We start from the raw sequence: 14,393 nt of genomic DNA, 5'->3' as shown, positions 1-14,393 counted from the left end.
CATTACATATTTAGGTATTTGTCTAAATACTGAGAACGCTCTTTTAAGCTTTCGATATAAGAGTCTTCTTCATGACCAGAAATAATGTTATAACTATATCTTCTAAAAGTTTGTATCACTTCATTAAAGCTGGCATTTCCTATTTTTAAGGTGATTTGTGTTAAGTCGCCACCCATTTTAGAAATGAATGCACCTAAGAGTTTGGCGTCGTTTGACTCAACAATTTGGCAAACTTCGCTAAAAGAATAATCGTGTATACCTTTCTCAACAATTAAAATGCCTCCAGGTTCGGAGAAGAAAGGTGTTTCATTGAACAAGTGTATAATATCGTTGAGTTCATAATAGCCTAAGTACTTATTCTTCTCATCTAGTACAGGCATTATGTTAGTGTCATTTTGTGCAAAAGCTTCAAGAACATCTAGCCAATTTGTGGTTGGTCTTACGTAAAAACCTTCAATAGCATAGTTGCAGTCACTTATAGATTTTGCTTTTTCAAAACAATAGGCATCTGCCTCGGAAATGCAACCAAGATAGATACCATTATTCTGAACTGGAATGTGAGAATAAGTCAACTGATTAAAAAGCAATTGAACATCGCTAATTTTATCAGTGATATTTAAGGGTTTTACATCGTTAATTACAAAATCTTGTAGCTGCATACCTGTGTGTTAAATATGTTGCAAATTAATCAAAAATAAAGCAAAAAGCGTGTTCTACTTCGTATTTTTGTGACTCAAAAACTATTTAGAGATGACCAAACTAAGTGTTAATATAAACAAGATTGCAACCTTAAGAAACAGTAGAGGTGGTGATGTTCCTAATGTTATACAATTTGCTAAGGATGCTCAGGCCTTTGGTGCCGAAGGTATTACCATTCATCCAAGACCAGATGAAAGGCACATTAGATATAAAGATGCTTACGATCTAAAACCTATAGTTTATACCGAATACAATATTGAAGGAAACCCTGTTCCTAAATTTATAGATTTGGTTATTGAAGTGAAACCAACACAAGTTACGCTTGTTCCAGATGCTGAAAATGCTATTACCTCAAATGCAGGTTGGGATACGATAAAACACAAAAGTTTTTTACAGGAAGTGATCACGGAATTTCAAAATAATGGTATTAGAACTTCGATTTTTGTGGATCCAGATTTACATCAAATAGAAGGAGCAAAGGAAACAGGAACAGATCGAATAGAACTTTATACAGAATCTTATGCGCATCAATATAGCTTAGGTAATAAAGAAGCTATAAAACCATATATGGAGTGTGCTGGTTTAGCTAATACTTTGCAATTAGGAATTAATGCAGGTCATGATTTGTCTTTGGATAATATTAAATTTTTCAAAGAAAATATAACAGGCCTTTTAGAGGTTTCTATTGGTCATGCCTTAATTGCTGAAAGTCTGTATATGGGAGCAGAATCTGTAATTAAGCAATATCTAGAAAAATTGAAATAATACATAATGAGTTTATATTCTAATATTATTGGCGAAGGCCAACCTTTTATCATCTTACACGGTTTTTTGGGTATGGGAGATAATTGGAAAACTTTAGCCAAACAATTTTCAGAATCAAATTTTGAAGTTCACTTAGTCGATCAGCGTAATCATGGTCGTAGTTTTCATTCCGATGACTTTAATTATGAAGTTCTGGCCGAAGATTTAAAGACGTATTGTGAAGAAAACAATTTAAAAGACATTATACTTTTAGGGCATTCTATGGGTGGAAAAACAGCAATGTTATTTTCAACTTTATATCCCGAATTAGTAAAGAAGCTTATAGTTGCCGATATTTCACCAAGGTATTATCCTGTTCATCATGATGCGATATTAAATGGACTAAGTAGTTTAGATTTTTCACAAATAAAAAGTAGAGGAGAGGCAGATGATGAATTAGCAAAATACATTAAAGACACAGGAACCCGAATGTTCTTACTCAAAAATTTGTATTGGGTAGAAAAAGGACAGCTTGGTCTTAGATTGAATTTAGAAGCCTTAAAGGAAAATGTGTCTGAGGTTGGTGAAGCTTTACCAATTCACGCAATTTTTGATAAAGATACTTTATTTCTCCGAGGAGATAGATCGGAATATATAGGAGAATCTGATGCTTCAATAATTCATAGGCATTTTCCGAATTCAGACATAGTAACCATTTCAAATGCTGGTCATTGGCTTCATGCAGAAAACCCAAAAGATTTTTATGATGCAGTAATGAATTTTGTATCTTAAAGCTAAAAATTTATACAAATGAATCTTATAATTAGACTTTTATTGAATGCGTTGGCTGTTTTTATTTTGGCTTATGTTTTAGGTGGTGTTGATGTAGATGGTTATGGTAGTGCACTCATCGTGGCCATTGTTTTAGCCATACTTAATCTGTTGGTAAAACCAATTTTAGTCATATTAACCTTGCCAGTAACAATATTAACATTAGGGCTTTTCTTGTTGATTATTAATGCGCTAATTATTCTGTTAGCGGATAAATTAATAGACGGGTTTTCTGTTGACGGAATATGGATAGCTATACTTTTTAGTGTTTTGCTGTCAATACTTCAGTCTATCTTACAATCCTTCTTTAAAGAAGATAAAAATAGCTATAAATCAAACGCTTAAAACTATTGTTGGGTTGTGAAAAATATTGTACTTTTGCAGCCCAATTTTTAGTTTCAATTAAGAATGAATATTACAAGAGAAAACATCGATGAGCTAAATGCAGTCGTAAAAGTGGATATCGCTAAAGAAGATTATAGCGATAAAGTAGAGAAAATCTTAACAGATTACCGCAAGTCGGCTAACATTCCTGGTTTTAGAAAAGGTCACGTACCAATGGGAATGGTGAAGAAGCAGTATGGAAAAGCAGTATTGGTAGATGAGGTTAATAAATTATTGCAAGATGCGCTTGGAAAGTACTTAACAGAGGAAAAGCTTGATGTTTTAGGAAACCCATTACCTAAACCACAAGATGATTTAGATTGGGATGCTGATGCATTTTCTTTTGAATTTGAATTAGGCTTAGCACCAGATTTTAATGTTGACCTAAAAAGCAAAAAAGCAATAACACATTACAATATTGTTGCAGATGACAAAATGATTGATAACCAAGTTAAGCATATTCAGAAGCAATATGGTAAACTAGTTTCTCAAACTGAAGTTACTGAAGAATCAGAAATTACTGGAAAATTCACTAATGAGGAAGAAGGTATAGAAAATGTAGCAACAATTACTTTAGATAAGGTTAAAGGAAAAACTAATGCTAAGAAATTTGTTGGTGCTAAAGTAGGGGATGTTCTTTCTTTAAAAACTAAAGGACTTTTTAATGACGATCATGATTTAATGACATTCTTAAAAGTGTCTCATGATGATGCTCATGGTTTAGATATCAAAGTTGATTTTGAAATTTCAGAAATCAACGAAAGAGAATTAGCTGATTTAGATCAAGAGTTATTCGATAAGCTATTCGGAAAAGATATCGTAACATCAGTAACTGAATTAAAAGAAAAAATCAAGGAAGATTCTGAAAAACAATTTGCACAACAAGGAGATCAAAAGTTGTTGAATGATTTTACAGAGTATTTAGTTGACAGTACAAAATTCGACTTGCCAGCTAACTTCTTACAAAAATGGATGCAAACTGCTGGCGAGGAGCCAATGACGGAAGATCAGGCAAAAGAAGAGTATGAGAAGTCTGAAAAGAGTATGCGTTACCAATTGATAGAAGGTAAATTAATTCAAGAGCATAACCTACAAGTTCAGTTTGAGGATTTAAAAGCACACGCTATGGAAATGATCAAAGCTCAAATGGCACAATTTGGTCAAATGAACCCTTCTGAGAAAGAATTAGAAGATATAGCTGCTCGTATCCTTTCTAACCAAGATGAGGTAAGACGTTTGTCAGAACAATTAATGAGTCAAAAATTATTAAACCTATATAAAACTGAAGGAAATATAAAGACAAAAGAAATCACTTATGATGATTTTGTTAAAGAATTCTACAGTTAATGGTTAATGAATAAATTAGTATCTTTAAGGCGTGGAACTGAATAGTTTTACGCTTTTTTTTTAAATCAAAAAAAACTTACTTAAAAATATGGATTACGGAAAAGAATTTCAAAAATTCGCCATAAAAGATCAAGGGATTAATAGTGCGCATTACGATAAGATACTTACAAGTATGTATCCTACAAATTTAACACCAAACATTATTGAAGAGCGTCAGATGAATGCTGTGGCAATGGATGTTTTCTCACGTTTAATGATGGATCGCATCATTTTCTTGGGTACGGGAGTTAATGATCAAGTAGCAAATATTATTCAAGCACAATTATTATTCTTACAAAGTGTAGATGCTTCAAAAGATATTCAAATCTATATTAACTCACCAGGAGGTAGTGTATATGCTGGTTTAGGTATTTATGATACAATGCAATTTGTAAAACCAGATGTAGCAACGATTTGTACAGGTATTGCAGCATCCATGGCAGCAGTGTTATTGTGTGCAGGTGAAAAAGGGAAACGCTCTGCTTTAAAACACTCTAGAGTGATGATTCACCAACCAATGAGTGGTACGCAAGGTCAGGTTAAAGACATGGAAATTGCTGTAAAAGAAACTTTAAGAGTTAAAGAGGAATTATATAATATTATAGCAAATCATTCAGGTAAATCTTATGAGCAAGTAGAAAAAGATTCTGATAGAGATTATTGGATGAAATCAGACGAAGCTCTTAAGTACGGAATGATTGATGAAGTTTTAGAGCGCAAGTAATTTAAATTACTTTCGACTAAAAAGGGAAATAAGAAAAAGATTCCCTCTTCAATGAGGGAAACTAAAATGAAATAAAGATGGCAAAAGAAGAATTAGAGTGTTCATTTTGTGGTAGGAAAAAGCCGGAAACCAATTTGCTAATTGCAGGATTGGATGCTCATATCTGTGATCGATGTATAGAGCAAGCTCATGGTATTGTAGTTGAAGAGTCTAAACAAGCTGGGAATTCAGACTTAAGTGCTGAATTAATGCTTAGAAAGCCTAAGGAAATTAAGTCTTTTCTAGACGAATATATAATTGGTCAAGAGTACACTAAACGTGTAATGTCGGTTGCGGTTTATAACCACTACAAACGTTTACTACAACCTGCTAGCGATGACGATATAGAAATACAAAAAAGTAATATCGTTATGGTTGGGCAAACAGGTACAGGTAAAACTTTAATGGCAAAGACTGTAGCTAAAATGCTTAATGTGCCTTTGGCAATTGTAGATGCTACGGTGTTGACAGAGGCTGGTTATGTTGGTGAAGATGTTGAAAGTATTTTAACTCGTCTATTACAAGCTGCGGATTATAATCTTGAAAAAGCTGAAAAAGGAATTGTATTTATAGATGAGATTGATAAAATAGCTCGTAAGAGTGATAATCCATCTATAACTAGAGATGTTTCAGGTGAAGGTGTGCAACAAGCACTTTTAAAACTTTTAGAGGGAACTGTAGTTAATGTGCCACCAAAAGGAGGTCGTAAACATCCTGATCAAAAATTTATAGAAGTTAATACAGAGCATATCCTATTTATTGCAGGTGGTGCTTTTGATGGTATAGAACGTGTAATAACCAAGCGTTTAAATATGCAAGCAATTGGTTATAGTTCTATTAACTCAGGTGATAATGTAGATAATGATAATATACTTCAATACATTATTCCTAAAGATTTAAAGGATTTTGGTCTTATACCTGAAATCATAGGTCGTTTACCTGTGCTAACTCATATGGATCCTCTTGATGCTAAAACGCTTAGAGCAATACTTACAGAGCCTAAAAATGCCATCATAAAACAATATAAAAAGTTGTTTGAGATGGACGACGTTGAGTTTACTATAACCGATGGTGCTTTGGAGTATATTGTAGACAAAGCTATAGAGTATAAACTTGGTGCTAGAGGTTTACGTTCGTTATGTGAAGAAGTATTAACAGAAGCTATGTTTGATTTGCCTGGTTCAGGTGAGACTAAACTAAATGTTACTAAAGCTTATGCTGAGGACAGATTGTCTAAATCTACTCTAAAGAAATTGAAGGCAGTGTCTTAAGTAAAAGAGTAAATAGAATAAAAAAAATAAAACCACAATTTCAGAAATGATATTGTGGTTTTTATTTAGTTTGGGATTGATTAATATAATATTACTTGCAATATGTAATTTTATTATTAAATGTTTTGGTTAATAGCACATTTGTTACGTCTAAAGTAGTGGCTTATTTCAAACTTGAATTGGTTTTTGGTTAAACTTCAAGAATTATCGTTGTAGGAAAATTAGAAACTTTTTTAAACGATGAACTGTTAAAAATACAACAACTATAGTTTTGTAAGTTTAGAAGATAATTTTAGAATAGTTTTTAGTCTATCTTTAGAATTAAGATTTATCACATATTCTTCATAGCCTTCCTTTTTCACTAAAATTTTATAGTCTTCAAAAGGCATTATTCTAAAATTATATGTGGCAGTTTCATCTGTTGTTAGTCTATCAATTTCCTGATCAGCACTATTCAATAAAATAACTGTAGAGTTTGGTAAAACCTCTTCATTACTTGTCATTACAATTCCATTCAATTCTTGATAAATCGCTTCAGCTTCAAAATGATAGATGTTAAATCCGGATTCTTTATCTTTATTTGAAGAAAATACCCCTCTGTTACCATTTATAATCATAAAACCAACGTCATCTTTGTTAGAATTGATAGCTTGTCCTAAATTTCTTGGTGAACTGTAAGCCTTAGAATAAATACTAGAAATAAAGATATCATAGCCTCCTATACTATTATGACCTTTGGAAGAAAAATACAACTCTGAATTGTCTGAAGTAGTAAAAGGATATTTTTCGTCTTTTTCAGTGTTAATTGTACTTCCTAAATTTTCTGCATCTTCAATACTACCGTCAGGGTTTATTTTGGCCCTGTAAATATCAAAACCACCAAAACCTCCATGCTTATTAGAAGAAAAATAAAGGTATTTGCCATCAGCAGATACGTGAGGGTTTTCTACAGAATAGAAATGACTGCTAATAGTAAGTTCTGTTTCATCCATCCAATAGCCATCAATTTCTTCATGTAACTTAGTCATGTATAATTTATAAATCCTAGGATATTTGCGGCTACTTCTTGTGTAGTAAACCGTGCGTTCATCTGGAGAAAAAGATGCTTGTCCTTCACTCGCTTTAGTATTTAGAATACTACTGAATAATAGCGGTTGAGAGAAACTACCATTTTCTGAAATATCTAAATAAAACAAATCTGTAAACGGTTCATTAGTAACTGGATTTTTGCTACTAAAAGCACCAATTTTTTTTGAAGACACAATAACAAGTCTGTCTCTAAACATAGCGCTTGGAATCTCAGAATATCTAGAATTAATTTGAGAAACGTTAACTGTAAAAGCATAACCGCTTTTGTTTAACGCATCAACTTCATTTTTTTTGATAGGATCTGTTTTGCCAAATAGAGCACTTGTACAAAGCATAGCTGCAGAAAGCAGCACATGGACTGTAAATTTCATAACGTAGGGATAATGGATTAATAGCAGTACCAATATAGTTTCAAAAGTCTAGAAACTAATATTGTAGCGGTTTTATTAGATAACTAACCAATATTAACCGATAATCAAAAATGAAATGCAGATTTATCCGATGAAATTACATGTTGTTGATTTTCAAAAGCTCTTCAACATAATTTCTGGTATTTGAAAGGCGAGGCACCTTATGTTGTCCTCCAAGTTTGTTGTTTTCTTTTAGCCAATCGTAGAATAAGTTTGGTCTGCCACAATGAATTTTAGGTTTGTTAAGTGTCATGTTATTGTAACGCTTAGCTTCATAATCAGAATTTAAGGATTTTAAGGCATTATCAAATAATTCCTCAAAATAAGCCATATCTTCTGGTGGTGTTTTAAATTCAATAATCCATTCGTGAGCTCCCTTTTCTTTTCCATGCATAAAAATTGGTGCAGCTGTGTAGTCAACTATTTCTGCAGAAGTTCGTTTGCAGACTTTCTTTAAAGCGTCTTCGGCATTTTCAATAATCAGTTCTTCACCAAATACATTAATATGGTGTTTGGTTCTTCCTGAAACTTTTATGCGATGTGGTTTTAGACTTACAAAGCGAATAGTGTCTCCTACCTTATATCTCCACAAACCAGCATTTGTAGTAATGACAATGGCATAGTTGGTATTTAATTGAACTTCGCTAAGAGGGATAACTTTTTGCTCTTCTGTACCATAAGTGTCCATTGGAATAAACTCATAGAATATACCGTAATCTAACATCAATAATAAATCGCCCGAATAATTCTGGTCTTGAATGGCAAAGAATCCTTCGGAGGCATTGTAAATTTCGTAGTACTTAAAACTCTTTTTAGGAAGTATATTTCTATACTGTTCTATATAAGGATTAAAACTTACTCCTCCGTGAAAATAGACTTCTAGATTTGGCCAAACATCAAAAATATTGTCTTTGCCTGTTTTTTCTAAAACATTATTTAAAAGCACTAGCATCCAAGATGGTACACCAGCCAAACTTGTTACATTTTCATTTATGGTTTCATCTACTATTGCGCCCATTTTTGTTTCCCAGTCACTCATCAATGAAACCCTGTTGCTAGGTGTGCTGCTAAATTCGGCCCAAAAAGGCATATTATCAATTAGTATAGCGCTTAAGTCACCAAAAGCAGTGCCGTTTTCTTTGTAAAGTTCTTTGCTGCCTCCTAGTCTTAAGCTTTTGCCAGTGAATAATTGTGCGTCCTCATTATTGCTTAAATACATGCAAAGTAAGTCCTTGCTGGCTGCATAGTGGCAGTCTTCAAGGGAATCAGTACTAACAGGTATAAATTTGCTTTTAGCATTAGTTGTACCACTAGATTTAGCAAACCACTTTATAGGTCTAGGCCAAAAAATATTTTGCTCACCACTTCGAGAACGCTCAATTGAAGGTTGAATTATTTCGTAATTAACAATAGGAATACGCTCATTGAATTCTTTATAGGTTTTTATAGAAGCAAAATCATATTTCTTTCCCACTTCGGTGTCTTTGGCAAATTTCAATAAACTGAAAAGCAATTCGTTTTGTACCTCATTAGGATATTTTAAGAACAATTCAATTTGATGGAATCGTTTTTTTAAAAACCACGAAGCAATAGAATTAACAATGGGAATTGGCATGGATTGGCTATCTTTACACTGATATTTAACGCTAAAAATACTAAATTTCTTTCATGGTTTATACAGGTGTACTCACTAAAATGCAAACAGAGTTTTTAGATCCGATTCAATATTATTTGGTTTTTGAAAATGACTTTATCCATATGAATCAATTACTAAATAAAACAATCGAAATGAAACTTATTGGTCACCAATGCCTAAGCTGTGGATTAGATAAGCCTATTTACAGACAAGGGTTTTGTAAGAGTTGCTTTTTTGATAAACCTGTAGCTGGTGATTGGATAATGCGACCAGAGTTAAGTACAGCACATCTAGATAAAGAGGATAGAGATTTGGAGTATGAAAAGAAAGTACAACTTCAACCACATATTGTTTATCTGGCAAATTCCAGTAATGTTAAAGTTGGTGTTACCAGAAAAAGTCAGGTGCCCACACGATGGATTGATCAAGGTGCGCATGAAGCTATAGAAATTGTTGAGGTGCCTAATCGTTATCTGGCAGGTATTACAGAAGTTGCTTTGAAAGACTATGTAGCTGATAAAACAAACTGGCGCAATATGCTGAAGAATGATATTAAAGATGAAGATTTAATGGAATGGAGACAAAACCTGAAGCAATATATTCCTGAAGAAGCTAAAGATTATTTTATAGAATCTAATACAGAGACGCATATACACTTCCCAGTAGAAAAATATCCTTTAAAACCTAAGAGTTTAAACCTAGAGAAAACCAATGAGTATTCAGGAAAATTGGTTGGTATAAAAGGACAATACCTCATATTTGAAGATGAAACTGTTTTTAATATCAGAGGTAATGAAGGCTTAGTTATCGCAATGAATGTCTAAATGTTATAGATGCGTTAAACTATAACTTTGGTTTTTAGTTTTTTATTAGATTATAATAAAAACAATATGAAAACCTCTCCCATACTTTACGTTATTATTACAACTCTATTACTGATTACTATCACTATAATGAGTGCTATGGATTTACCTTTTAACTGGGTATTTTATATCACGGTAGTAGGTCAAGTTTCTATTGTGCTTATGGTCTATAAGGTATTGACTGATAATTATTCAACCAATAAGACTTTTGCTCATTTTTATGAAGACAGACCAATAAGTTCTATTGTTTTTGAAGCAGAAAATGAAAACCCTAGAAGTTAATTAACGAGGTGAAACAAAAAAAGGAGCAACATTAATATGTAGCTCCTCTAATATCTTTTATAGAAGATATCTCTATACTTCTTCTTGATCTCTTAAAGACTGAATGTATGCAGCTTTTTGAATCTCTCTTCTTCTTTTAACAGAAGGCTTAGTAAAATAACGAGACTCTCTTAAGTTTTGCATTATTTGCACATTTCTGTGTTTACGCTTATAACGTTTAAGCGCTCTCTCTATATTTTCACCTTCTTTAATTTCGATCTTTATCATTATATCGATATTTTTTGTTATCTAATTCTTGCAAATGGTCGGCAAATATATAGCAACTATTTGAAAATAAAAAATTAAATAAGCGTTTTCAATGTTATTTTTTATCCTAAATATGTTTTTAGGATTTTACTCTTACTTGCATGGCGTAATCGTCTAATCCCTTTTTCTCTAATTTGCCTTACACGCTCACGTGTTAAATCAAAAATACTTCCTATTTCTTCGAGGGTCATAGGAGGTTGATTTCCAATACCAAAATTCAAACGAATAACGTCACTTTCCTTTTGAGTTAACGTTTCCAAAGCACGTTCTACTTCAAGATTTAACGATTCATTCATTAGTTCTTTATCAGGTCTTGGTGATTCACCAGAACTTACTACATCATATAAACTGAAAGTTTCTCCATCTTTTAATGGTGCGTCCATTGATAAATGACGACCAGAATTTTTCATGGATTGTTTTACTTCACGTGTACTAATGTCTAGTTCTTTTGCAATTTCCTCGGCATTCGGAGGTCGTTGATGTACTTGCTCTAAGTGAGAGAACGTTTTATTGATTTTATTTATCGTTCCAATTTTGTTAAGCGGTAAACGAACAATACGAGATTGCTCGGCTAAAGCTTGCAAAATGGCTTGTCTGATCCACCAGACGGCATAAGATATAAATTTAAAACCTCTGGTCTCATCAAAACGTTTAGCAGCTTTTACTAAACCAGCATTACCTTCATTAATCAGATCTGGTAATTTTAATCCTTGATTTTGATATTGCTTAGCAACAGAAACCACAAACCTTAAGTTGGCTGTAGTTAGTTTATCTAATGCAACCTGATCACCTTTTCTAATGCGTTGTGCTAATTCCACTTCTTCATCAGCAGTTATCAACGGAATCTTGCTTATATCTTGTAAATATTTATCTAAAGATTTATCTTCTCTGTTGGTAACTTGCTTGGTGATTTTTAATTGCCTCATATATCCTTTTTAAAATTAGTGAACCTATAACATAACTTTATTTTTAAGATATACAAGAAAACCACAAATAATTAACAAATTTTGGCAAAAACAGAGCTGTTTTTATTCAAAATCACTGATTTTTAGTCGAATCTTGACTTGTTTTAGACTTTTTCTTTCCAAAGACATTGCCTAACACATTTTTCACACCTTCCTTAACTTTATCATTTGTTGAAGTTTTGGTGCTGTCTTTTACTGTTGCTGTAGAGTCGGTTTTAGTTGTGTTGGAATTAGAATTTCCTCCTAATACATTACCAAGCAGGTCACTAATTTTATCTTTTCCTTTACCAATAAGTTTTTGTTTTTCAATCTCAACCAATTGTTTGGTAAGGTTAGAAACTCCGCTGGTTAAATCTGTTGAAATATTTGGGCTAGAAAAACTTCCGTTGATGTTTGCTGTAATAGGAATAGAAATATTATTCACTTCATCATCATTAATTTTTCCGATTAGACGATTCACTTCACTTCCTAAATATTTAGCAGGAACCTGAAGTACAACATCATATTTTAAATTGTTAGAGAAGGTATGCATTCCTGAAATTTCAATAGGAATATCCTTATACTTTAATGTGAAAGGTTTTACGTAAACCTGACCATTTTCAAAACTAAGTGTAGTATTAATATCTTTTTGAAGATTTTGAAGATCTAAAAATTCTAACTTATTATCTAAACCAGCTAATAAAGGACTTTTAGATACATCTACATTTGAAGTCAATAACTCTGCTAAAGCATTACCAGAAATGGTACTTAAGTCTGGTGCAAAATCTTCACCTAATAAACCGCTAATGTCTATTGTAGAATTTAATTTCCCTTGAACAACTTTTGCAATAGGTGCTAAGGCTTTAAGCATTTCTAAATCTTGAAAAGATTGCGAAATATCAAATTGCTGCATTGCTAATTGCATGTCGAATTTTGGCTTAGCTTCTTTGGTAGAAACATTACCTGAAAGACCTAACTGACCATTGAAAATGTCAGTTGTCATATTTTTAAGACTGGCATTTTGGTCTTTTATAACTAGTTGACCTTTTACATTTTTTAAGTTCAGGTTATCATAGATTACGGTTTTAGCATTTGCCGTTATAGTACAATCTAAGAAATCAGGAATCTTCATGGTCTCTGTAGGAGTATTAGAAGCTGATTTGTTTGAACTTGAACCTTCAGAAGCAGTTTTATCTTCTGTCATAAAATCAGAAATAGCAAAAGTATTTGAGTTAACCGTAAAGTTGCCTTCTAATTTTTTATCGCTCAATAAAAATCCAAGAAGATTATTAATACTTCCCGAAGCGTTTAGATCACTCTTACCAGTTAAAGCCTTAAAGTTTTTCAAGCTTACATTTCCAGAATTTAAAGTTAAATCTGCTTTATTGATTTGAATAGGATTTGCCATGTCTTCAGAAGAAAAAATAACATTAGATACAGAAACATTACCGTTGTTTTTAATGCGCTGATAAGCATTGGTTTCAATTGCTTCCATATCAAAAGCGGTGCTTAGACTACCTCTTAGAATACCACTAAGTTCATTTTCTAAGTCTACAGGATAAGCTTTTGTAATGTTAGCTAAGTTCAAAATACCATCTAAGTTGGCATCAACCAGCATATTGCCTGTAAGGTTTTTAATATGTGCTTCAGATTTAAAAACGTCTTGGTCTATTCTAAAATCTAACCGATTAACATCTACATAAGTGTCATCTACATTTCCTGTGGTGTTCTTAACCGAAGCATCTATGTGAATATTATCTACACTTTTTGGTAAGTCTGGGTATTTAAAGGAAGCATTATCGGACTTCATGTTAATATCTAAAGCTGGAATGGTTTCCTCAGAAACTAACCCTTTAATGATTCCGTTTACGGTAAAGTTTCCTGTGGTGGTAACGTTTTCAATATTTTTTGAATACTCTTTAGGAATTACAGCTAAAAAGTCCTTGAAAGACGATTCTGGATTTTTAAAAGTAATGTCTATTTGTTGGCCTTCTTCAACCATTTGTAAAAAACCTTCAAACTCTAGAGGTAAAGCATTGATGTAACCTTTGTTGTCCTTGAAGGTGTATTTCTGTTGCTCTAAGTCTAAATCGATTAAGGCTTTTAGTTTTATGATATTATTATTTAAATATTGAGCGCTATCTACAGACATACTAACATTAGCTTCTGTATTGGTGTCTAATTCAGATTTTTCCCCAGAAAATATTCCCTTTCCATAGTGATTAATTTCTGTAACATAAACTTGTGTGTTTGTTTCTTCATCTATATAAGTGAAAGCGCTATTATTCAACTCGTAATTTTTAATATCGAAAGTAAAACTGCCAGAAGAAGTTTCTGTTGTAGTAGAAGGAGTATCGTTTGTTTGTTTAACGATATCGTAGTTTACGGTTCCATTTTTATTGTTTTTTATGGTAAGTAATAATTCATCTGCAATAATCTCATTAACCGCTAAAGGCTCGTCAGAACCTTTAAAAAGTTCACCAAGTGCCATTTCAAAAGACAGTGATTTGGCAGTAGCTAAGGTTTCACCTTCAAATGGAGCTCGGTTGGTTATTTTTAAATTGTCTACACTTACTTCTGCTTTAGGAAAACTACTTATAAGGCTAAGACTTATATCGTCAAAACTGAGATCTGCATCAAGATTTTCGTCAGCATAATTTTGAACAATAGTGTCTATTTTGGATTCTAAAACGAAAGGTATAGCAATTAAAATGGCTATAAAAATGAGTAAGATGATTCCAATAATTTTGAAAATTTTCTTCATAATATAAGTAAGGTTGTTAGT

The 14,393-nt window shown here is 32.5% G+C and carries 14 protein-coding genes; 8 read left to right on the top strand and 6 right to left on the bottom strand.

The features are described from left to right. Positions 1–2: 2 nt before the first annotated feature. Positions 3–659 (bottom strand): CBS domain-containing protein, encoded by a 657-nt coding sequence (locus AC2H4K_RS05480; protein ID WP_281138777.1) that lies wholly within the window; start codon positions 657–659, stop codon positions 3–5. 91 nt (positions 660–750) lie between these two features. Between AC2H4K_RS05480 and AC2H4K_RS05475 the strand changes: the two genes are divergently transcribed. The 6 genes from AC2H4K_RS05475 (at position 751) to clpX (ending at position 6,078) form a co-directional block, all read left to right on the top strand. Then, on the top strand, positions 751–1,464 hold the full coding sequence (locus AC2H4K_RS05475; protein ID WP_281138776.1) for a pyridoxine 5'-phosphate synthase: 714 nt from the start codon (positions 751–753) through the stop codon (positions 1,462–1,464). A gap of 6 nt (positions 1,465–1,470) precedes the next feature. Further along, on the top strand, positions 1,471–2,235 hold the full coding sequence (locus AC2H4K_RS05470; protein ID WP_281138775.1) for an alpha/beta fold hydrolase: 765 nt from the start codon (positions 1,471–1,473) through the stop codon (positions 2,233–2,235). An 18-nt stretch (positions 2,236–2,253) separates the two neighbouring features. Further along, positions 2,254–2,619, top strand: coding sequence for a phage holin family protein (locus tag AC2H4K_RS05465; RefSeq protein WP_281138774.1), 366 nt, complete (start codon positions 2,254–2,256; stop codon positions 2,617–2,619). A gap of 63 nt (positions 2,620–2,682) precedes the next feature. After that, positions 2,683–4,005: a trigger factor gene (gene tig, locus AC2H4K_RS05460; protein WP_493742954.1), complete on the top strand. Its 1,323-nt coding sequence runs from the start codon at positions 2,683–2,685 to the stop codon at positions 4,003–4,005. Between the two features lie 88 nt (positions 4,006–4,093). Next, entirely contained in the window at positions 4,094–4,768 is a 675-nt protein-coding gene (locus AC2H4K_RS05455; RefSeq protein ID WP_281138772.1) for an ATP-dependent Clp protease proteolytic subunit, read from the top strand. Positions 4,769–4,845: 77 nt separating this feature from the next. After that, positions 4,846–6,078 carry an ATP-dependent Clp protease ATP-binding subunit ClpX gene (gene clpX / locus AC2H4K_RS05450; RefSeq protein ID WP_281138771.1) on the top strand — a complete coding sequence of 411 codons (1,233 nt, stop codon included), beginning with the start codon at positions 4,846–4,848 and terminating at the stop codon, positions 6,076–6,078. 263 nt (positions 6,079–6,341) lie between these two features. Here clpX and AC2H4K_RS05445 read toward each other — a convergent pair whose 3' ends face one another. Both AC2H4K_RS05445 and AC2H4K_RS05440 read right to left on the bottom strand, forming a co-directional pair. Then, positions 6,342–7,538: a hypothetical protein gene (locus tag AC2H4K_RS05445; protein WP_493742953.1), complete on the bottom strand. Its 1,197-nt coding sequence runs from the start codon at positions 7,536–7,538 to the stop codon at positions 6,342–6,344. A 136-nt stretch (positions 7,539–7,674) separates the two neighbouring features. Then, positions 7,675–9,192: a GH3 auxin-responsive promoter family protein gene (locus AC2H4K_RS05440; protein ID WP_281138769.1), complete on the bottom strand. Its 1,518-nt coding sequence runs from the start codon at positions 9,190–9,192 to the stop codon at positions 7,675–7,677. Between the two features lie 53 nt (positions 9,193–9,245). Here AC2H4K_RS05440 and AC2H4K_RS05435 point away from each other — a divergent pair, with 53 nt between their 5' ends. After that, positions 9,246–10,037: a DUF2797 domain-containing protein gene (locus tag AC2H4K_RS05435; RefSeq protein WP_281138768.1), complete on the top strand. Its 792-nt coding sequence runs from the start codon at positions 9,246–9,248 to the stop codon at positions 10,035–10,037. A 66-nt stretch (positions 10,038–10,103) separates the two neighbouring features. Further along, positions 10,104–10,358, top strand: coding sequence for a hypothetical protein (locus AC2H4K_RS05430; protein ID WP_281138767.1), 255 nt, complete (start codon positions 10,104–10,106; stop codon positions 10,356–10,358). A gap of 72 nt (positions 10,359–10,430) precedes the next feature. Here the strand turns inward: AC2H4K_RS05430 and rpsU are convergent, their stop codons facing one another. From rpsU to AC2H4K_RS05415, 3 genes are all read right to left on the bottom strand, one after another. Further along, the gene (rpsU, locus tag AC2H4K_RS05425; protein WP_281138766.1) at positions 10,431–10,625 is read right to left on the bottom strand and encodes a 30S ribosomal protein S21; all 195 of its coding nucleotides are present in this window, start codon (positions 10,623–10,625) and stop codon (positions 10,431–10,433) included. 101 nt (positions 10,626–10,726) lie between these two features. Beyond that, entirely contained in the window at positions 10,727–11,590 is an 864-nt protein-coding gene (locus AC2H4K_RS05420) for a sigma-70 family RNA polymerase sigma factor (protein WP_281138765.1), read from the bottom strand. 112 nt (positions 11,591–11,702) lie between these two features. After that, the gene (locus tag AC2H4K_RS05415) at positions 11,703–14,372 is read right to left on the bottom strand and encodes an AsmA family protein (protein WP_493742952.1); all 2,670 of its coding nucleotides are present in this window, start codon (positions 14,370–14,372) and stop codon (positions 11,703–11,705) included. Positions 14,373–14,393 lie beyond the last annotated feature (21 nt).

It is taken from the genome of Winogradskyella sp. 266wxhm (assembly GCF_058964685.1).
The sequence above is the reverse complement of the archived record's forward strand: the minus strand, read 5'-3'. Positions and strand labels throughout refer to the sequence as shown.